The sequence below is a fragment of the Enterobacter cloacae complex sp. 2021EL-01169 genome (genome assembly GCF_020733125.1).
Classification (GTDB): Bacteria; Pseudomonadota; Gammaproteobacteria; order Enterobacterales; family Enterobacteriaceae; genus Enterobacter; species Enterobacter roggenkampii.
The window spans coordinates 512,308-531,677 of record NZ_JAJFTC010000001.1 but is presented as its reverse complement, the minus strand read 5'-3'; the positions used below and the strand labels follow the sequence as shown (position 1 = coordinate 531,677).

General features: G+C 55.2%; 17 protein-coding genes. 1 reads left to right on the top strand and 16 read right to left on the bottom strand.

The window, feature by feature from the left end; genetic code table 11:
* Position 1 precedes the first annotated feature (1 nt).
* From wcaJ to LLF79_RS02300, 16 genes are all read right to left on the bottom strand, one after another.
* Positions 2–1,396, bottom strand: coding sequence for an undecaprenyl-phosphate glucose phosphotransferase (gene wcaJ / locus LLF79_RS02375; protein ID WP_227879060.1), 1,395 nt, complete (start codon positions 1,394–1,396; stop codon positions 2–4).
* A 46-nt stretch (positions 1,397–1,442) separates the two neighbouring features.
* Positions 1,443–2,813, bottom strand: a complete 1,371-nt coding sequence (gene cpsG / locus LLF79_RS02370) for a colanic acid biosynthesis phosphomannomutase CpsG (protein ID WP_227879059.1) — start codon at positions 2,811–2,813, stop codon at positions 1,443–1,445.
* Positions 2,814–2,924: 111 nt separating this feature from the next.
* Positions 2,925–4,361 carry a mannose-1-phosphate guanyltransferase gene (cpsB, locus tag LLF79_RS02365; RefSeq protein WP_008499427.1) on the bottom strand — a complete coding sequence of 479 codons (1,437 nt, stop codon included), beginning with the start codon at positions 4,359–4,361 and terminating at the stop codon, positions 2,925–2,927.
* A gap of 3 nt (positions 4,362–4,364) precedes the next feature.
* Positions 4,365–5,588, bottom strand: coding sequence for a colanic acid biosynthesis fucosyltransferase WcaI (gene wcaI, locus LLF79_RS02360; protein ID WP_032652672.1), 1,224 nt, complete (start codon positions 5,586–5,588; stop codon positions 4,365–4,367).
* Entirely contained in the window at positions 5,585–6,064 is a 480-nt protein-coding gene (locus LLF79_RS02355) for a GDP-mannose mannosyl hydrolase (protein WP_008499425.1), read from the bottom strand. The genes wcaI and LLF79_RS02355 overlap by 4 nt, the downstream gene beginning before the upstream one ends.
* A gap of 2 nt (positions 6,065–6,066) precedes the next feature.
* Positions 6,067–7,032 (bottom strand): GDP-L-fucose synthase, encoded by a 966-nt coding sequence (locus LLF79_RS02350; protein ID WP_013097874.1) that lies wholly within the window; start codon positions 7,030–7,032, stop codon positions 6,067–6,069.
* A 2-nt stretch (positions 7,033–7,034) separates the two neighbouring features.
* Complete coding sequence (gene gmd, locus LLF79_RS02345) at positions 7,035–8,156, bottom strand: GDP-mannose 4,6-dehydratase (RefSeq protein WP_003863514.1); 1,122 nt, start codon at positions 8,154–8,156, stop codon at positions 7,035–7,037.
* Positions 8,157–8,180: 24 nt separating this feature from the next.
* Positions 8,181–8,729: a colanic acid biosynthesis acetyltransferase WcaF gene (gene wcaF, locus LLF79_RS02340; protein WP_008499422.1), complete on the bottom strand. Its 549-nt coding sequence runs from the start codon at positions 8,727–8,729 to the stop codon at positions 8,181–8,183.
* 15 nt (positions 8,730–8,744) lie between these two features.
* On the bottom strand, positions 8,745–9,491 hold the full coding sequence (wcaE, locus tag LLF79_RS02335) for a colanic acid biosynthesis glycosyltransferase WcaE (protein WP_008499420.1): 747 nt from the start codon (positions 9,489–9,491) through the stop codon (positions 8,745–8,747).
* Positions 9,492–9,507: 16 nt separating this feature from the next.
* Positions 9,508–10,728, bottom strand: coding sequence for a colanic acid polymerase WcaD (gene wcaD / locus LLF79_RS02330; protein WP_008499419.1), 1,221 nt, complete (start codon positions 10,726–10,728; stop codon positions 9,508–9,510).
* Positions 10,703–11,920 carry a colanic acid biosynthesis glycosyltransferase WcaC gene (gene wcaC / locus LLF79_RS02325; protein ID WP_227879058.1) on the bottom strand — a complete coding sequence of 406 codons (1,218 nt, stop codon included), beginning with the start codon at positions 11,918–11,920 and terminating at the stop codon, positions 10,703–10,705. Before wcaC ends, wcaD begins: the two co-directional genes overlap by 26 nt.
* Complete coding sequence (gene wcaB, locus LLF79_RS02320; RefSeq protein ID WP_008499417.1) at positions 11,917–12,408, bottom strand: colanic acid biosynthesis acetyltransferase WcaB; 492 nt, start codon at positions 12,406–12,408, stop codon at positions 11,917–11,919. The genes wcaC and wcaB overlap by 4 nt, the downstream gene beginning before the upstream one ends.
* Entirely contained in the window at positions 12,408–13,250 is an 843-nt protein-coding gene (gene wcaA / locus LLF79_RS02315) for a colanic acid biosynthesis glycosyltransferase WcaA (protein ID WP_227879057.1), read from the bottom strand. Before wcaA ends, wcaB begins: the two co-directional genes overlap by 1 nt.
* A gap of 65 nt (positions 13,251–13,315) precedes the next feature.
* Positions 13,316–15,478: a tyrosine-protein kinase Wzc gene (wzc, locus tag LLF79_RS02310; RefSeq protein ID WP_008499415.1), complete on the bottom strand. Its 2,163-nt coding sequence runs from the start codon at positions 15,476–15,478 to the stop codon at positions 13,316–13,318.
* Positions 15,479–15,480: 2 nt separating this feature from the next.
* Positions 15,481–15,924: a low molecular weight protein-tyrosine-phosphatase Wzb gene (gene wzb, locus LLF79_RS02305; protein WP_021241460.1), complete on the bottom strand. Its 444-nt coding sequence runs from the start codon at positions 15,922–15,924 to the stop codon at positions 15,481–15,483.
* A gap of 6 nt (positions 15,925–15,930) precedes the next feature.
* A complete protein-coding gene (locus LLF79_RS02300; RefSeq protein WP_008499413.1) occupies positions 15,931–17,070 on the bottom strand; it encodes a polysaccharide export protein in 1,140 nt (379 codons plus the stop codon).
* A 684-nt stretch (positions 17,071–17,754) separates the two neighbouring features.
* Between LLF79_RS02300 and LLF79_RS02295 the strand changes: the two genes are divergently transcribed.
* Positions 17,755–19,338, top strand: coding sequence for a TerC family protein (locus tag LLF79_RS02295; protein ID WP_008499412.1), 1,584 nt, complete (start codon positions 17,755–17,757; stop codon positions 19,336–19,338).
* Positions 19,339–19,370: the final 32 nt, after the last annotated feature.

Genomic DNA, 19,370 nt, shown 5'->3' with positions numbered 1-19,370 from the left:
CTTAGTACGCCGCTTTGTTCACGAAACCTTTGAAGATGGTCAGAAAAACAATCTTGATATCGAACCAGAGGCTCCACTCGCGGATGTACTCCAGATCGAACTCGATGCGTTTTTCCATTTTTTCCAGCGTGTCGGTTTCGCCGCGCCAGCCGTTGATTTGCGCCCAGCCGGTGATGCCCGGCTTCACCTTATGGCGCAGCATGTAGCCTTCAATCAGCGAGCGGTACTGCTCGTTGTGCGCCACCGCGTGCGGACGCGGGCCAACAATCGACATCCCGCCGGTAAAGACGTTGATAAACTGCGGCAGCTCGTCCAGCGAGGTGCGGCGCAAGAAGTTCCCCACGCGGGTGACGCGCGGATCGTTCTGCGTGGCCTGGGTCACGACCTTGTCGTTCTCCATCACCTTCATGGAGCGGAATTTCCACACCATAATCGGCTTACCGTCCATGCCGTAGCGGGTCTGACGGAAGATAACCGGTCCTGGCGAGTTCAGCTTCACCGCGAGGGCAATGCAGCACAGCACCGGGGAGATGAGCAGCAAAATCAGCGAAGAGAGCACGATATCTTCCAGACGCTTCAGCACGCGGTTAATACCGGACAGCGGCGTGTCGTACAACGGTACGACCGGCACCCCGTTCACCTCTTCAATACGGGAATGAAGAATGTTGAAGGTAAACACGTCCGGGATCAGGATCACTGAACAGGTGGTATCCGCCAGCTCGCGCATCAGCTGCTTAATGCGGGATTCGTCTTTCATCTGCATGGCGATGTAGACGTTGTGAATTTTGCCGGCTTTAGCATCGTCAATCAGCTGATCGTAGTTGCCCGCCCAGTCGGCAGGCACGCCGCCAGGCTTTGCGTCGTGATAAATCCCGACCACTTCAAAGCCTAACCACGGCTCTTTGCGGAAGCTGTCGAGCAGCACTTTCCCAACCGGCAGATCGCCTGCCACCGCCACGAAGCGACGGTTATAGCCCCGGTTGCGCAGCCAACCCGCGCCAAAGCGGATCAGGGAACGGCACACCACCATGCCGACGCTGGTCAACAGATACCAGCTCAGATAGGTCACGAGGCGATTATCAAAATCATGGCTAAATGCCACCAGGCCTGCGCTGAAGATCAGGCTCAGGGTCCAGTTCTGCAGCAGCAGCATCAGTTCAGTGGTCATTTTGACGCCGCGCCACGAGCGGTAGAAATCGGTCATACCGCCGATCATTTGAAACACGACCAGCGCAATCAGGGCCATCAGCAGATGCATATATAAGAACGGCAGCCCGCTGATCCGACACACCGCCCACAATCCACCGACCATGATGGTGATATCAGAAAAACGCTGCACCATAGAGATTAACGATGCATTCGTTCTCGCTCGTTCGCGTTTTTTTAGATTCGTCATCGTTGTTCCTGTATTCGGTTCCACCTCCCACCGGGAGGGGCAGTTATTACTGATTCAACAGCGCCAGAATGTCCTTCGTTCGGGCTTCCATTAGCGCGGTGTCAGCGCGGGACTCCACGTTCAGGCGCACCACCGGCTCGGTATTGGACGAGCGCAGGTTAAAGCGCCACTGCGGGAACGCCATGCTGATGCCGTCGGTACGGTCAATTTCCAGCGCGTGGATGGCAAAGTGCTGCTCCACGCGGGCAATCGCCTCGGCAGGCTGTGCCAGCTTGCTGTTGATCTCTCCGCTCGCCGGGAACGCCGCCATACGGTCACGCACCAGCTCGCCCAGGGTTTTCCCCTTCAGGCACAGCAGTTCAGTCACCAGCAGCCACGGGATCATCCCGCTGTCGCAGTAGGCAAAGTCACGGAAGTAGTGATGGGCGCTCATCTCGCCGCCGTAGATGGCGTCTTCTTCGCGCATGCGCTCTTTGATGAAGGCGTGACCGGTTTTGGACATCACCGGCGTGCCGCCTGCGGCAGAAACCACGTCGACGGTGTTCCAGGAGAGGCGCGGGTCATGAATGATCTTCGCGCCAGGGTTTTTCTCGAGGAACGCTTCCGCCAGCAGGCCGACAATGTAGTAGCCCTCGATGAACTGCCCTTTCTCGTCGAACAGGAAGCAGCGGTCAAAATCGCCGTCAAAGGCGATACCCATGTCCGCGCCGTGTTCAATCACCGCGTTGCGGGTGTCGTCACGGCACTCCGGCAGCAGCGGGTTAGGAATGCCGTTCGGGAAGCTGCCGTCCGGGGTGTTGTGCACTTTGACGAAGGTCACCGGCACGTTCAGTGCTTTAAAGCGCGCTTCAAGGGCATCGACAACCGGGCCAGCCGCGCCGTTGCCGGAGTTAATCACCAGCTTCAACGGCTTCAGGTTTGCCACGTTGATGTAGCCCAGCAGGTGGTCGATGTACTCTTTCTGCAGGTTGATTTTTTTGTAGCTACCGCGCTTCGCCTCGTTCACCGGCGGGAAATCGTTGGCTTCCGCCAGACGCTGCACATCACGCAGGCCGGTGTCGCCGCTGATAGGACGGGCGCCCTTGCGCACCAGCTTCATGCCGTTGTAATCCATCGGATTGTGGCTGGCCGTCACTTCAATACCGCCGTCCACGCCCAGGTGGAAGGTGGCAAAGTAAATCCCTTCGGTTCCGGAAAGACCGATGTCCAGCACGTCCACGCCCGCGTCCTGCAGCCCTTTCGCCAGCGCCAGCTTGAGGGATTCACTGGTCAGACGCACGTCACCGCCCAGCACGATGGTCTGCGGTTTTAAGTATTCGCCGTACGCGCGGCCAATGCGCCACGCAATGTCTTCATTCAGCTCTTCGCCCAGCTTGCCGCGAATATCGTAGGCTTTAAAACAGGTTAATTTATCCATGATGACCCCTTTTTCAGGCAACAGTCGGTCCTGACCACTAAATGGCCAAATTAATTTTTTTGTCATTCGTAGGCCCGGTAAGCGCAGCGCCACCGGGCATGATGCAGAGAGCTACACTCGCCCGTAGCGGTCCTGGAAGCGCACGATATCGTCCTCTTCCAGATACGAGCCGGAGCGCACCTCAATTAAGTCGAGAGGAATTTTCCCCGGGTTCTCCAGACAGTGCGTCGCCCCCAGCGGAATATAGATGGACTCGTTTTCGCCCAGCAGTTTCACTTCACCGTCAATGGTGACTTTGGCGGTTCCCGCGACCACCACCCAGTGCTCGGCGCGGTGATGGTGCATCTGCACCGACAGCCCCTCGCCCGGCTTCACGGTGATGCGTTTCACCTGATAGCGGTCACCGGCGTCAATGGAGTCATATTTGCCCCACGGACGGTAGACTTCGCGATGAATGTGGTGCTCGTGACGGCCATCCGCCTTGATCTTCTCCACCACTTTTTTAACGTCCTGCACGGCGTTACGGTCGGCAATCAGCACGGCATCTTTGGTCTGGACCACAACAAGATCTTTTACCCCAACCGTGGTGACCAGGCCGGACTCGGCGTAGACGTAGCTGTTTTCCGTTTTGTGGCTAATGACATCGCCGTGATGGACGTTACCCTCCGGGGTATGGGCGCTGATCTCCCACAGGGAGGACCAGGATCCAACATCGCTCCAGCCCGCATCCATCGGTACCACGACGGCGTCAGCCGTGCGTTCCATTACCGCATAGTCAATGGACTCTTCCGGACAGGCGAGGAAGGCCTCTTCATCCACGCGGATGAAGTCGAGATCCGGGTCCACCACCGCCATCGCTTTCTCGCAGGCGCTCAGAATATCAGGGCGATATTTGCGCAGCTCTTCCAGATAGCGTCCGGCGCGGAACAGGAACATCCCGCTGTTCCAGTAATATTCCCCGCTGGCGACATACGCCTGCGCGGTTTCCAGATTCGGTTTTTCAACGAACTGCGCCACGTCAAACGCCACGCTGTCGCCTTCACCCGGCGTCACGTTGCCGCGACGAATGTAGCCGTAGCCGGTTTCCGGCAGATCCGGCACGATGCCGAAGGTCACCAGCTTGCCGCGCTCAGCGTAAGGAATGGCCGCACGCACCGCGTCGCGGAAGGCCTCTTCCTGCTGGATCACGTGGTCCGCCGCCAGCACCAGCATCAGCGGGTCACAGTCCGGGCTGCTGCGTTTTGCAGCCAGCGCCGCCAGGGCGATAGCCGGTGCGGTATTGCGTCCGGCAGGCTCCAGGATGATATTTTCTGTGAGTTTGTTCAGCTGGCGCAGCTGCTCGGCAACAATAAAGCGGTGCTGTTCGTTACAGATCACCACCGGGCTTTCACACTCCACGCCGTGGAGACGGTTTACCGTCGTCTGCAGCATGGTGAGATCCCCTTTCAGGCAGAGGAACTGTTTTGGATAGAGCACGCGGGACAGCGGCCACAACCGGCTACCAGAGCCACCAGCCATCACAACCGGATACAAAGTGGTTTGACTCATGATTTATCCCCGTATATCTGCAATAAATTGGCTCAGCACGTTCTCTTTCTCGAGCGTGCGTTCGGCATATTCACGTGCCACCGTGTTCACTTTTGGCATGGCAAGTGCCTGTTCAATGCCGGTGACCAGCGCCGGAACCGATTCCGGCTCTACGCACACCGCAATCCCCGGATAGCTGTCACACAGCTGGCCTAATTCAGTTTCGGCTTCGGCCGTAATCACCGCGTTACCGCCCACGGCCAGAATGTTGGTCAGCTTGGACGGCAGCACCGCATCCGCCGCGCCGCGCTTTTGCACCACCAGATGGCAGTCGCCCATCTTCAGCAGCGCAGGCAATGCCTCGTAAGACTGAAGCGGGAAGAATTTCACGTTGGTCAGGCCGCGAACGCTTACCATTTTTTCCAGCCGCGCTTTTCCACCGCCCTGCCCGACAATCACAAACATCCATGGATGTTCGTTCAGCAGTTGAGCCGCCTCGATCACGCTCTCCAGCCCCTGCTTTTCGCCGATATTGCCTGAGTAAAGAATGATTTTTTGATCTTCAGGCAAACCGAGCTGCGCGCGCAGCGCCTGAGCGTCTTGCTCAGTCACGTCGCGAAAACGCGCCACTTCGGACCAGTTCGGGAAGAAGATCACCTTCTCCGCCGGGACGCCTTTCTCCTGCGCTTTGTTCATCATGGAGCGCGAGATCGTTGAGACGTAGTCCACGTTGTGTAAGCCACTGCGCTCAAACGCGCTGGCGAGCTTCGCCACCTTGCCGCCTTTGCTTTTGCCTGCCATCCCCAGGCCCAGCATGGCGTCCACTTCATAATCCTGAATGTGCAGCAGGGTGCGCGCGCCGGAGAGTTTGCCCAGCAGGCGCATGCCCGGCGTGCAAAACAGCGTCGGCACCACGCCGATAATGCGATCCGGCTTCCAGCGACGCTGCGCCATCAGCGGGAAGAAGCTGCTCAGGGCAAAGCTGCCGAGATGAATCAAGCGCTTCAGCGTCGAGGGCTGCTTAGGCACATACAGCGGGCAGCGCCAGACGGTCGCTGCACCCTCTTCGCGACGGTAGCGCCAGCTTGAGTAGCGCTCCCCCACTTTCCACTCCGGGTAATACGGCGGCGCGGTAATGACCCGCACGTCATGTCCCTGGCTCGCCATCCACTCGACCATCTCGCCGGTGTATTTTCCGATGCCGGTTAATTCCGGCGAGTAGTTGATTCCGTATACGAGGATCTTCATAAGCCCGGCACCCCGGACTGACGTTCAGCGAGGAAATAGGCACGGCTGTTGTCATGCACATTGTCGCTCGCCAGCAGCGCCTCTGGCGTCTGCCAGCGGTAGTCGTCATGCTGAGAATCAGGCAGACGCAGGTCTGCCTCACTCACCTTCAGGCGGAACCCCAGCACGATGTAGTGCGTGGAGAACCCGGTACCCGAAAAGTTATCGTCATAGAAGTGCTGCCAGACCCCGTAAAACTGGCCCGCTGCCATCGGCAACTGCAGGCCCAGTTCCGCCAGAGTGAGACGCTCAAACGCATCGGTCAGCGTCTCATCCTTTTGCACGCGCCCGCCGGGCACGAACCAGAAGCCCTGTGCAGGACGGTTGGTTCGTTTCCCCAGCAAGAACTCGCCGCGTTCGTTCTCCACGATCAAATCAATTGAGATGAGCGGAGTGGAACGCACTACCGTGGCAAAATCTTCCTGACTTAAAAACATCGTTACCCCCGGAAGCGGTGCTGGTTTTCCAGGAACCACTGATAGGTGCTGGCCAGCCCCTGCTCCAGTGACACCTCGTGATACCAGCCCAGCTGATGCAGACGGGTCACGTCCAGCAGTTTGCGCGGCGTGCCGTCCGGTTTCGTGGCGTCAAACACCACGCGGCCTTTGTAGCCCACCACCTGCGCGATGGTCTGCGCCAGCTCGCGAATGGTGCAGTCCACGCCGGTGCCCACGTTGATGTGCGACAGCATCGGCTCGGTGTTCTCCTGCCACACCTCGCGATCCAGCTCCATCACGTGAATGCTGGCCGCAGCCATGTCGTCCACGTGCAGGAATTCGCGCATCGGCGTACCGCTGCCCCACACCACCACATCCGGCGCGTTCTCCGCGGTCGCCTCGTGGAAGCGGCGCAGCAGCGCCGGGATCACGTGCGAGTTGCTCGGGTGGAAGTTGTCGTGCGGTCCGTACAGGTTGGTCGGCATTACCGAGCGATAGTCGCGGTTGTACTGACGGTTGTAGGACTCGCACAGCTTGATCCCGGCAATTTTGGCAATCGCGTACGGCTCGTTGGTGGCTTCAAGCGTGCCCTGCAGCAGCTCGCTTTCGGCGATCGGCTGTTTTGCCATTTTCGGGTAAATACAGGATGAGCCGAGGAACAGCAGCTTGTTCACGTTGTGCAGATGCGCCGCGTGAATGATGTTGCTCTCAATCATCATGTTTTCGTAGATGAAATCCGCCGGGTAGGTGTTGTTGGCAACAATGCCGCCCACCTTCGCCGCCGCCAGATACACCTGGTCAATACGTTCGTTTGCAAAGAAGTCCTGTACCGCACGGCTGTCGAGCAGGTTCAGCTCGTCGCGCGTGCGGACAACCACTTCGACGTCACCGCGCTGTTCGAGCTGGCGAACAATCGCGGAACCCACCATTCCGCGATGACCGGCGACAAAAATACGTTGTTTTGTCATTCTCAGGACTCCAGCGCGATGGCAACCTCGTAGCCATGAGACTTGAGCAGGGAGTGTTTTTTCGCTGCTTCAAGATCTTTGGCTACCATCTCGGAAACCATCTCCTGCAGAGTGGTTTCTGGTTTCCAGCCCAGCTTCTCGTGCGCTTTGGTTGGGTCACCCAGCAGAGTTTCCACTTCAGCAGGACGGAAGTAGCGTGGGTCAACCTGCACAATCACGTCGCCTGGCTTCACGCCCGGTGCGTCATGGCCGGTCACGGAAACCACGATGCCCTTCTCTTCCACGCCGGTGCCTTCGAAGCGCAGCTTGATGCCCAATTGAGCGGCAGCCATTTCAACGAACTGACGAACGGAGTACTGCACGCCGGTGGCGATCACGAAGTCTTCTGGCTGTTCCTGCTGCAGCATCATCCACTGCATTTTCACGTAGTCTTTGGCATGGCCCCAGTCACGCAGGGAGTCCATGTTGCCGAGGTGCAGGCACGATTCCAGACCCTGCGCAATGTTGGCGATCGCGCGGGTGATTTTACGGGTCACGAAGGTTTCGCCGCGACGTGGAGATTCGTGGTTGAACAGAATGCCATTACAGGCGTACATGCCGTAGGATTCACGGTAGTTCACGGTGATCCAGTAGGCGTACAGTTTCGCTACCGCATACGGAGAACGTGGGTAGAACGGCGTGGTCTCTTTCTGTGGGATTTCCTGCACCAGGCCGTACAGCTCAGAGGTGGATGCCTGGTAGAAACGGGTTTTCTTCTCAAGACCCAGGAAGCGGATCGCTTCCAGCAGTCGCAGGGTACCCATGGCGTCCACGTCAGCGGTGTATTCCGGAGACTCGAAGGAGACCGCAACGTGGCTCATCGCGCCCAGGTTGTACACTTCATCCGGCTGCACTTCCTGCAGGATACGGGTCAGGTTGGAGGTATCGGTCAGGTCGCCGTAGTGCAGGTGGAATTTCGGGTTCGCCGCGTGAGGATCCTGATAAATATGATCGACACGTTCGGTGTTAAATGAAGACGCACGACGCTTAATACCGTGTACTTCATACCCTTTCTCCAGCAGCAGTTCTGCCAGGTAAGAACCATCCTGCCCGGTAACGCCGGTGATGAGAGCGACTTTAGACATGTTTATATTCCTCTACTTATGAATTTAATCAGTTTCAACGCGTTCGCGTATCACCACTGCGGGGTTGCCACGACAAATTTTATTTGCCGGTAGCGATTTAAAAACGCTGCTGCGGGCACCGACTACCGTGCCATCGCCAACAGAAACACCCGGTGCAACAAAAACATCCGTTGCCAGCCAGCATTTTTCACCGATCACAATAGGCGAAGCGGTAATATCAAAATGCTGACTCATAAAGTCGTGGCTGCCGGTGCACAAATAACATTTCTGTGAAACCACCGAATTCGCGCCAATCGTAATCTCGCCCAGGGTATATAACACCGCGTCATCCCCTACCCAGGCGTAATCCCCAAGCGTTAATTTCCAGGGATAGGTAATTTTCACCGAAGGACGAATGACTACGTTTTTTCCTATTTTCGCGCCAAACAGACGCAATAAAAATGCTCGCCAGCGGTACAGTATTTGCGGTGACCAGGCAAATAGGGTGGCCTGAACCGCCCACCATAGCTGCACTTTAATACCGCCCGCCCCCCGAAAACCTTTCGGTACGGAGAAACCGTTCAGATCCTGCATTACGTTTCCTTATATTCAGGCTTTGTTATATAAGGCTTTCGTTTTACTCGTGGTACGCACGCGTAAAAAATAAGATAATTCCGCCCAGAATCCCGGCACGCGTAATATTTTACGCTGCACATTTTTGGCATCCTGGCACAACTCCAGATTATTCGAGGTTGACACACCACCCATTGAAAACTCAGATACCAGCCCTTTAATTCGGCGGAACGGGTAACCTGATTTATACAGACTGGCGGCCAGTGCATAATCGGATGACACTTTATACTGCAAATCGTAAGGCTGTTTTTTCAGACCTTTTACCGGGAAGAAAATGGCCTGATGGCTGGCCGGTAAGCTGTGGTAGATATACCAGCCCGGCTTCGCGCTGCGGCACACTTTATGTCCGTCGCCAAAATCAAGTAGCGCATCGCCAATATACATGGCGTCCTCTTTCTGGCGCGCCAGCTGGCGGGCAAACAGCGCCACGTCGTCATGGAAGATATCACCCGAATTCAGGAAGATGGCATAACGGCCTTGCGCCATGTTAATGCCTTTGTTCATTGCATCGTAGATGCCTTTATCTTTCTCGCTGATGTAGCGTAAGTTGAACTCACCGTTGAGTTTTTCCAGAAACTCTGCCGTGCCATCGTTCGAGCCGCCGTCGACCACAATCCACTCAAAGGTGAGGCTTGGATCGCGCGCCAGGTTGCGCAGCGAGCGCCAGGTTTTTACCACCCCTTCGTAATTACGAAAAGCGACAGTAATGACGCTAAGAAACATAAATCACCTCATTTCGTCATACGTGCGTAATATTAAGCGCTTTGCGCAGAATAAACGGACAGACAATCAAGAAAGCATATTCCGGGCTAAATATTGACCCGGTAAAAAACAGCGACACCGGCGTAAACAGATAAAGTTGCACGCGAAAATTCTGGTTATCACCAAACGCGTTAATCATCATTTTGAAAACTTTAAACAGATACCACAGCGTCAACAGTACGGCGAACCACGAAAAATAAATAATTAACAGATACAGACCATTGTCTATGGTTTTACCGACATCCGCACCGTTAAAGATTCCGAATGATGCAACATATTCGTAAAGTGAGCCGAATCTTACTACACCATCAATATGGGTTAAGGAATAACCCACCATCACCAGTGGTCCAATGATGCGATAATAGGACGAGGATCCTTCCGTTCCCAAATCACCCAGACGTTCTGAGATGTAGGGGAAAGCAAATATCACGCCCACCATAAATACCGTCAGGGAGATAATCGCCAGCGGCAGTTTTTTCTTAATCGCATCTTTGTTCAGGTACTGAAACGCCCATTCCAGCAGGTAAAACAGGATAAATGTCATTACCCCTGAGAACGATCCAGACAGAACGATTCCTGCAAGAATCATAGCATCGGTCTTAGGCGTTTTGATACCAAACTGTTTGATGCTGAGCCAAATTGAGATTAACGCCAAAGCGAAAAACGCCGGTTCAAAATAGAGGGCCGTGGTACGCTTCCCGCCGAACTTGATGAAGTTCAATACATAGCTGTTGCTGTAAATGAGATATTTCGAAATTATCTCCATCAGGCTGCTGCCGCCGGTAAGAATAATTTGCGCCATCTCCATAGCAGCAAGCATAACAATTAACGCAACGGCAATATAAAAGAACCTGAGGATTTTCCGATAATTGTGCGGAGAGATCGTTTTAAAGCGAATACTCCAGACCATTCCGATAATAATGACAATATAAACAAACAGCATGGTCGAGGTGACGTATTTACTGGCATCCAGCGACTGGCCGAAGATATAGTTAAAAAGCGTCAGGCCCGTACCCAACCCTAAGGCAATCATCAGCTTCTTCAGGTTGATTTTATCGACATACAGCAGAAGCAGAACGGGCAAGAAGGTGACGATGGTTATCGGGAAGCTTTCGCCGAGCTGGGCAATCTTAACGTTGACCAGCAGGTAAATCAGCGGCAGCAGCAGATAACTACAGATTCTGATAGAACGAGACATACTCCTCCAGCATCTGTTGTCCACTGTAGGCCTTGCGGCTGCGGTTGCGGAACGATTCCAGGTCGGTGCCAAAAACGGCCTGAGCGATCTGCGCCTTCGGCAATTGCACCAGCGGCAGAACCTCCTGCTCCGCAAAAGTTTTCCCGCCGGATTTTTCCAGCACCTCACGTGCCGCATCGCTGTGGGTGGCAATCACCGGCACGCCGATGGAGAGCGCTTCACAGAGGATCAGCGGGTAGTTATCTACGCGGGAGCTGAACACCAGCGCATCCATTTCATTCAGCGCGCTCATCAGCTTGCGCTTATCGGTTTCAAACCCGTGGTTGACCACGTTAGTCCCTTCAAACGGTGAAAATTTGCCGAAGGTGTGAAGCTCAATTTTGTCACCCAGCGCCATCATGTCGCGCACCAGCTGCTGGTTGGTTTTCCCGTCGTAACGCAGGTCATGCGCAACGATAGCGATTTTCGGTTTGCCCGTGGTTTGCGCCACCAGCGTCAGGTCGGCGAGAATGGCTTCCGTCGCCACGTCGATGCCGTTGTTAATAATCTGGCAGCGCCCTGCCCCGTACAGACTGTTGAAGGCATCGGCCACGTGCTGGCTCGGGGAGATAAACGTACACCCGAGCGAGAGCATGTCGCGGAAAAGCTGACGCTTTCCGGCCACCAGCTTGTGCGCGCGATCCACCTTCACCGGCGGATAGTTGCTCAGCGTCGGGCATTTCTGGCAGTTGTTTTTCCAGCCTTCGCAGCCGTCGGTAAACGCGCAACGGCCGGTTACGCTCCAGTGATCGTGCAGCGTCCAGACGAAGCGGGTGTCGGGCTTGTGGGCCTGCACCTTCTGACAAAACGCCACCACCTCTTCCAGATTCAGCCAGTAGCTGTGCAGCACGTGAAAATGCAGCACAACCGGGCCGGTGGTGCGGGTCACCGTGCGATAAAGCGTATTCAGGTTGCCAAACAGATCGCGGTTAAACAGACGGAACAACGCAATGTTGGCAATCGAGGTCAGGCGCGGCGTGTGCTTATGCACCTGCGGGAAGTTATCGTGACTGACGCTTTTCTTGCCGCCCTTGCCATAGCCATAAATAAATCGAGACTGAAGTCCTTTTTGCAGCGCGCGCTGGTGCAGATCCAGCGCCACCCCTGCCGCTCCGCCTTCTGCGAGGCGTACGTTAAATTGCAGAATATTCATTTAATCACCTTCACGCGGGCTTTTTCTCCCACCACCAGCGCGTTATCCGGAATGGTGTCCAGCACCACGCTGCCCGCACCAATCGTGACGTTGTTACCTATCGTAATGTCGCCAATGATCACCACGTTCGCGCCCAGCTCGACGTTATTGCCAATGACCGGGCAGGCCAGGCTGTCTGGCCCACGGTTGCCAATGGTCACCCCATGGCGGATGGTGAAATCATCCCCGGCGACCACGAACTTGTTGATCACCACCGCATAGCCGTGATGGATGGTAAAGCGACGGCCAATGGTGGCAGCGGCCTGAATTTCATAGCCAAAAAAGCATTCGGTAATGATGCGGTACAGCACCAGTACGGGGGCCGCCCAGATGTTGTTCAGGATATTTTTCTTACGCCACACCGAGCAAAAATGCGCGATGCGGTACGCCAGAACCATGCAGCAAGGGCGCAGGCTCCAGCTGTTAGCGCGGCAATCTTCCAGAAACATTATTTCCCCCGAAGTCCATCAGCCAGGCGCTTGCCGTTACGTACGGACAACAGCGTCAGCAGCGTGCGCCAGTTCATGCGCTTATTGCGGATCTGATAGAGGGTAAAGAGCTGATATTTACGGCTGGCACGGTCAAACTTGTCCTTGTGCTTGCGGTAAAAATGGAAGTAGCCCGAGAACTTCTTCGGCGACGAGGTGATCTGCATCTCCCCGTGGTTGATGTGCAGGATCTGCGTGGCCTCTTCCACTTTCCACGGCTCGCCATACTCCACCACCATCCGCAGGAAGATGTCGTAATCCTGCGCGGCCTTCAGTTCGGTATCGAACAGGCACTCCTTGAAGCGCCACGCCCAGGTGAAGACCTGGTTACCAATGATGTTGCGCTTGTAGAACAGGCGTCGAGAGTACGGTGATTTCGGATAGAGCGGCAGGCTGGCAGGCTGCGAGTACACCTCGCCCTGACAGACATAGTCGTTGGCATACAGGAACGCGTGCGTGACCAGCTGCTCTTTATGCGACAGGAAAATAGACAGGCGGTTCGGCGTCCATTCGTCATCGTCGTCGATGCCGGTCAGATACTGACCTTTGGCCTGCATAATCGCCTGATTTCGTACAGCGCAGGCGCCGGAGTTAATCTCGTTGTGGGTATAGACCACCCGCGGGTCGTTGAGGTCAATCACGAATTTTTGCAGCTGTTCATACGAGGAAGAGCAGTCATCAACGATGATCAGCTCCCAGTTATCGTAATCCTGACGTAACACCGACTTGATTGCGCGGATCGCCAGCTGCTGACGATTCCATGTCGGCATATAGATTGAAACTAAAGGGCGTTGTGTGGTCATGATCTTCCCCTGATCCCTCACCCCGCCCCTCTCCCCTCGGGAGAGGGTTAGGGTGAGGGGGATTGTTATTTGCTGTCAGACTTATATTCGTACTCGTAATACCCGTAATCCTGGTACCCGGTCGCACGGCGGAAGATGGAGTTCAGGATCACCCCTTTCACCTCAATCCCGTTCTGCTCGAAGCGGCTCAGGCTGGTTTCCACCTCTTTCAGCGTATTCACCGCGTAACGCGCCACCATCAGCGTCGTACCCGCATGGCGCCCCACAACGGCAGCGTCGGTCACGGCCAGAATCGGCGGCGTATCGATCAGCACCAGGTCGTAGTTTTTGCTCGCCCACTCCACCAGCTCGGTAAAGCGTTCGCTCATCAGCAGCTCGGACGGGTTAGGCGGTACCTGACCACGTGGGATCAGGTCAAATTTCGGCACGGTAGTCGGTTTTGCGCTCTGGCTGATGTCACCTTTGCCAAGCAGGATCTCCGACAGACCGTTGACGTTGTTGGTGCCCAGCAGCTCGTGGGTGTAGCCCTTGCGCATATCGCAGTCGATCAGCAGCACGCGCTTGTTGGTCTGGCTAACGACCGCCGCCAGGTTGGCGCAGACGAAGGTTTTACCGATTGACGGGCTGACGCCGGTTAACATCAGGACGTTGTTTTTAGCCTGCATCATGGCGAAGTGCAGACTGGTACGCAGGCTGCGTATCGCTTCAATCGCCAGGTCGGTTGGGTTACCCACCGCCAGCAGCTGGCTCTGTTTGTAACGCTTAACGCCTTTGATGGTTTTCACGCTGTCACGGGATTTTTGCCACTCAGACAGCGGAATGCTGGCATAGACGTTGATACCGTTCTCTTCCAGCACCTGCGGGCTTTCGATACCGCGGTTGAACAGCGAACGCAGCAGCACGCCAACGATGGAGAGCATCAGGCCGAGAATAATGCTGCCGAGAATGATCAGCGCTTTCTTCGGCTTCAGCACGCCAGGCTGGGTAATTGCCGGGTCGACGATGCGCACGTCACCCACGGTGCTTGCCTCGGTGATTTTCAGCTCCTGCTGCTTGTTCAGCAGCTGCATGTAAACCTGCTGTCCTGACTCCACGTCGCGGGTCAGACGCACGATCTCCTGCTGCGTTTTCGGCATCGCGGTCACACGGTCATTGAGCTTCGCCTTCTCCTCTTCCAGCGTGCGGCGTTTCTCCAGCAGCGTGCGGTAAGCCGGGTGACGTTTGGTGTAAAGCTTGGAGATCTCCGCCTCTTTGAAGGTCAGCTCGTTGAGCTGAGCGTCAATGTTGACCATCGAATCGAGGACCGATTTCGCCTCCAGCGGCAGGTCGACAGAGTCTTTATCCTGGCGGTAGGCGTTCAGCTTGTTCTCGGCATCATCCAGGCGGGCTCGCACTTCCGGGAGCTGTTTTGACAGGAACGCCAGGCTTTTCGCCGCTTCAGCCGACTTACGCTCAACGTTCTGCTCAAGGTAGTTGCGGGTAATGCTGTTCAGGATGTCGCGGATCTGATCCTTATCTTCCCCGGTAAAGGTCATGCTCAGCACGCCGGTGTCCTTACCGTTTTCGGTGACGGTCAGGTTGTTTTGCAGGTTGTTGATCATCCCCAGCGTGGAGAATTTGGTGACGGTAAACTCCCCGCCCTCCTGGGCGTTGATCGCACTGACCATCATGCTGACGCCGTCTTTGCTCAGCATCTGTCCGACTTCACCGCGCGCGCTAAAGCCCGCGTCGCTGGTTAACTGATACTGTTTCGGGCCAAGCACCGTCAGGGTAAAGGTCTGATCGGCTGCCCCTTTTGGCAGTACGAAGTCAGTGACCTTCACCGTGTCGTTGCTTCTGCCCATCAGCCGATCCCAGCCCGCACCAAAGATTGGAAAGGTATTTTTGGTGACGGAGATATCGAGCCCAAGGTCGTGAACCGTTTTACCCAGCACCAGACGTGACTGGATGAGCTGGATTTCAGCGTCAGAGGCCGGCGGCTTGTTCGCCAGCGCGGAGCCAATGTCCTGCACCAGCGAGTTACCGGTATTCTGCTCGATCTGCACCAGCGCATCGGCGCTGTAGATAGGGGTGGCGAACAGCGTATAGACGACGGCCGCCGCGGCAAACACGGCGGTAATGCCCAGCACCCACCACTTTGCCTCGATAACCGTGCCAACCAGGCGCCCAATATCAATTTCATCACTGCCCGAAGTCGGGGCGGCAGAAGGTTTTGTTTTTTCTGTCATTGTTATCCCTGCTGAGCTTTCAGTGCCTGCGCCCACTGTTGGGCAGACTGGTCAAGTAAGGTGTAAACCGCCTCGAAAGCCTCATGGCTTTTGCGATATGGATCGGGAATTTCACGCTCATTGTCCCAGTGTCCAAACAGCATCACCTTACCGCGCATCTCCGGAGCGATATCGCACAGCGCTTGAATATGGCGTTTTTCCATCGCCAGAATCAGGTCATACTCACGGCACATGCGGCCAGTGACCTGGCGGGCAACATGCCCGTCGAGAGAGAGGTGATGGTCCCGCGCCACGCTCATTGCGCGCTCATCGGCACCTTTACCGACCAGTGCACCCAGCCCTGCCGAATCAACGGTCAGTTCGGGCTGGTAGTGTTTCAACAACCGTTCAGCCGTAGGGGAACGGCAAATGTTCCCCACGCATACCACCAGAATTTTGTTAAACATCGCGGATTACCAGGTATGAATGTCGCGCGCCGTATCCGTCATGTAGCGAACGCCACTGATGGTTGGCAGCAACTGGTTGATCAGACGGTTCCAGCGGGCAACCGGTGCGGTAGTGACATACACCACGTCGTATGGCTGGAGACGGAACTCCGTCGCCATCACCAGAGAGGTCGCATCGGACATATCCAGCTGGTAGATGTTGGCAATCTTGCCTTTCGCGCTGCCCTCACCTTTCAGCGGACGGATCACAAAGATACCGGTCGCGTTAGAGGTCGTCAGATCGATACCCTCAGCATTGCCCAGCGCTTCGGTCAGCGTCATACCGCTGAAGTCCATCTTGAGGGTGCTCTGTTTCTTCACTTCACCCATCACGAAGACTTTAAGATCGTCATTGCGTGGTACATAGAGGATGTCGCCCGGATAAAGCAGGCGGTTCTGGGTCAGATCGCCGTTTTGCATCAGCGCCTGCAGCGAAATGCGCTGCTCTTTCCCGTTGTGGGTCAGTACCACGTTGCGCCAGTCGGCGCCGTCGGTTAACCCGCCAGCGGCGTTAATGGCGTCCAGCACGGTCAGAGGAACGTTGGTGATGGCCTGCTGACCAGATTTGTTCACCTGGCCGGAGATATAGGCTTTTTGCGAGCGGAATGCGGCGATATTAACGTCCACCTGCGGATCGGCGATGTACTGCGCTAAGCGGCCGGTAATATCACTGCGGATCTCGGCAAGCGTTTTCCCTGCTACATGGACTTTACCAATGTAGGGATAGAACATGGTGCCATCTGACTGCACCCAGTTACCGGTGTCGCTTGAGCTGCGGTACTGGCCCGCTGGCGTGGTCAGTTCGGGGTGATCCCAGACGGTCACGTTAATGACGTCTCCAGGCCCTACGCGATACTGGTAGGAAGCAATTTCCTGGTCCAGTGACATATTTGGCTGGGCAACGTTTGGACGTGGGCGTAATTGTTCGACCAGACGAGGCGTAAGTGGATAAACATTCACCATTTTGTCGAGATCAAAATCGGCATCCTGTTGCTTGATCACATCCTTGCCCATTGTAGACATATTGCTTCCGGGAAAGACCGTGCAACCGCTCATCAAGGTCACAGACACCAATAATGGCATCAATTTCATTTTGGAGTTCATCATTGATTATTTATCACTTTGGCAGAGTAATTATCCTGTGCAATTTAAATACGTGTGAATCTAAAATGCATTAAGAATGTAGCTAATTAAATAAAAATATAAGTGGCATCATTCCTAAAAAAAACGCTATTTGGCCAGTCACTGTTGACAACGTAATCATGGCCCACCCACACACATTCAGGCACGCTACCGCCCTTGGCTTCCAGCTACCAATACGCTATAACACAATGAATTACAGGCAAAAAACCGCAATAATTTTTTGCTGGTGAAATAAATGAAGCATTCAAAATACGCAGGCACTATTTCGTTAATCGCCCAAAAAAAACATCAATCCTTAACGGGAGATATCCTTTTTTAGGCTAATAATCTTGTAACAGTTAATCCCAAAACAGGCAAGAAAACGGGTTCCGAACGTCAACTTTTAAGAATTTATTTAGAAATGCACTTTATTTTTAAGAATTTCTTTATGTTGACAGCGTTATGATTGACCATCTTTTAATGCGATATTTCTTAATTTTGTTATTTCGGATAAATACAGATTTTCTGGATAAATTAAAACTATTATACCCGGCAGTTTTAATTTAATGATTATTGAGAGAAATCTCATACTGACATTGCATTTTCCCACAGCTTTATCCATGATCGAATTGTGTCATTAGTCATGTTACAGAAGGTATTGCTACTACTATGGAATGGATTGCCGATCCCTCAATCTGGGCCGGGCTGGTTACGCTGGTTGTCATCGAGCTGGTGCTCGGGATTGATAATCTGGTTTTTATCGCCATCCTCGCTGAAAAACTGCCCCCTTCCCAGCGCGATCGCGCGCGCGTAACGGGGCTGCTGCTGGCGATGGTGATGCGCTTACTGCTGCTGGCCTCTATTTCCTGGCTGGTCACGCTCACTCAGCCTCTGTTCTCCATTCACGGTCTGAGCTTTAGCGCCCGCGATCTGATCATGCTCTTCGGCGGGCTATTCCTGCTGTTCAAAGCCACCGTGGAGCTCAACGAGCGGCTGGAAGGCAAAGACAGCGAGAACCCGACCCAGCGCCGCGGAGCAAAATTCTGGCCGGTGGTCGCGCAAATCGTGGTGCTGGATGCGGTTTTCTCCCTGGACTCGGTGATCACCGCCGTCGGGATGGTGGACCACCTTGCGGTGATGATGGCCGCGGTCATTATTGCCATCACGCTGATGGTCATGGCCAGCAAGGCACTGACCCGCTTCGTGAACAGTCACCCGACCATCGTTATCCTTTGCCTGAGCTTCCTGCTGATGATTGGCTTCAGCCTGGTGGCCGACGGTTTTGGCTTCCATATTCCGAAAGGCTACCTCTATGCCGCCATCGGGTTCTCCGTCATGATTGAAGCGCTTAACCAGCTGGCGATATTCAACCGCCGTCGCTTCCTTTCCGCCAATCAGACTCTGCGTCAGCGCACAGCCGACACGGTCATGCGTCTGTTAAGCGGCAAGAAAGAGGATGCGGAGCTGGACGCCGAATCCTCCGCCATGCTGGCCGACCACAGCGACGGGCAGATCTTTGACCCGCAGGAACGACGGATGATTGAGCGAGTGCTCAATCTGAACCAGCGTACGGTCAGCAGCATTATGACGTCGCGGCATGACATTGAGCATATTGACCTGACGGCCCCGGAAGCGCACATTCGCGCCCTGCTGGATAAAAACCAGCACACCCGGGTGGTGGTGACCGGCGGGGAAGCGGAAGAGGAGCTATTGGGCGTGGTACACGTCATTGATCTGCTCCAGCAGCAGCTCCACGGTGAGCCGCTCAATCTCCGCGCTCTGGTTCGCCAGCCGCTGGTCTTCCCGGAGGGGCTGCCGTTGCTTTCCGCCCTTGAGCAATTCCGTAACGCGCGCACCCACTTTGCCTTTGTGGTGGATGAGTTTGGTTCGGTGGAAGGGCTGGTAACGCTCAGCGACGTGATGGAAACCATTGCCGGTAATCTGCCAAACGAGGTGGATGAGATTGACGCCCGCCACGACATTCAGAAAAACGCCGACGGCTCGTGGACGGCTAACGGCCATATGCCGCTGGAAGACCTGGTGCAATATGTGCCGCTGCCGCTGGATGATAAACGGGAATACCACACCATTGCCGGTCTGCTGATGGAGTATTTGCAGCGTATCCCACAGCCGGGGGAAGAGGTTCAGGTCGGCGACTATCGGCTTAAAACGCTCCAGATTGAAAACCATCGCGTGCAGAAGGTTCAGCTGATACCGCTGCGGGAAGAGGAAGAACTGGATTTTGAGGTGTGAAAAAGCCGGGTGGCGTTTCGCTCACCCGGCCT

Bases quoted from the DNA above. Each gene is read 5' to 3' on its own strand.
- wcaJ (WP_227879060.1), bottom strand. From the start codon at position 1,396: ATGACGAATCTAAAAAAACGCGAACGAGCGAGAACGAATGCATCGTTA.
- cpsG (WP_227879059.1), bottom strand. From the start codon at position 2,813: ATGGATAAATTAACCTGTTTTAAAGCCTACGATATTCGCGGCAAGCTG.
- cpsB (WP_008499427.1), bottom strand. From the start codon at position 4,361: ATGAGTCAAACCACTTTGTATCCGGTTGTGATGGCTGGTGGCTCTGGT.
- wcaI (WP_032652672.1), bottom strand. From the start codon at position 5,588: ATGAAGATCCTCGTATACGGAATCAACTACTCGCCGGAATTAACCGGC.
- LLF79_RS02355 (WP_008499425.1), bottom strand. From the start codon at position 6,064: ATGTTTTTAAGTCAGGAAGATTTTGCCACGGTAGTGCGTTCCACTCCG.
- LLF79_RS02350 (WP_013097874.1), bottom strand. From the start codon at position 7,032: ATGACAAAACAACGTATTTTTGTCGCCGGTCATCGCGGAATGGTGGGT.
- gmd (WP_003863514.1), bottom strand. From the start codon at position 8,156: ATGTCTAAAGTCGCTCTCATCACCGGCGTTACCGGGCAGGATGGTTCT.
- wcaF (WP_008499422.1), bottom strand. From the start codon at position 8,729: ATGCAGGATCTGAACGGTTTCTCCGTACCGAAAGGTTTTCGGGGGGCG.
- wcaE (WP_008499420.1), bottom strand. From the start codon at position 9,491: ATGTTTCTTAGCGTCATTACTGTCGCTTTTCGTAATTACGAAGGGGTG.
- wcaD (WP_008499419.1), bottom strand. From the start codon at position 10,728: ATGTCTCGTTCTATCAGAATCTGTAGTTATCTGCTGCTGCCGCTGATT.
- wcaC (WP_227879058.1), bottom strand. From the start codon at position 11,920: ATGAATATTCTGCAATTTAACGTACGCCTCGCAGAAGGCGGAGCGGCA.
- wcaB (WP_008499417.1), bottom strand. From the start codon at position 12,408: ATGTTTCTGGAAGATTGCCGCGCTAACAGCTGGAGCCTGCGCCCTTGC.
- wcaA (WP_227879057.1), bottom strand. From the start codon at position 13,250: ATGACCACACAACGCCCTTTAGTTTCAATCTATATGCCGACATGGAAT.
- wzc (WP_008499415.1), bottom strand. From the start codon at position 15,478: ATGACAGAAAAAACAAAACCTTCTGCCGCCCCGACTTCGGGCAGTGAT.
- wzb (WP_021241460.1), bottom strand. From the start codon at position 15,924: ATGTTTAACAAAATTCTGGTGGTATGCGTGGGGAACATTTGCCGTTCC.
- LLF79_RS02300 (WP_008499413.1), bottom strand. From the start codon at position 17,070: ATGATGAACTCCAAAATGAAATTGATGCCATTATTGGTGTCTGTGACC.
- LLF79_RS02295 (WP_008499412.1), top strand. From the start codon at position 17,755: ATGGAATGGATTGCCGATCCCTCAATCTGGGCCGGGCTGGTTACGCTG.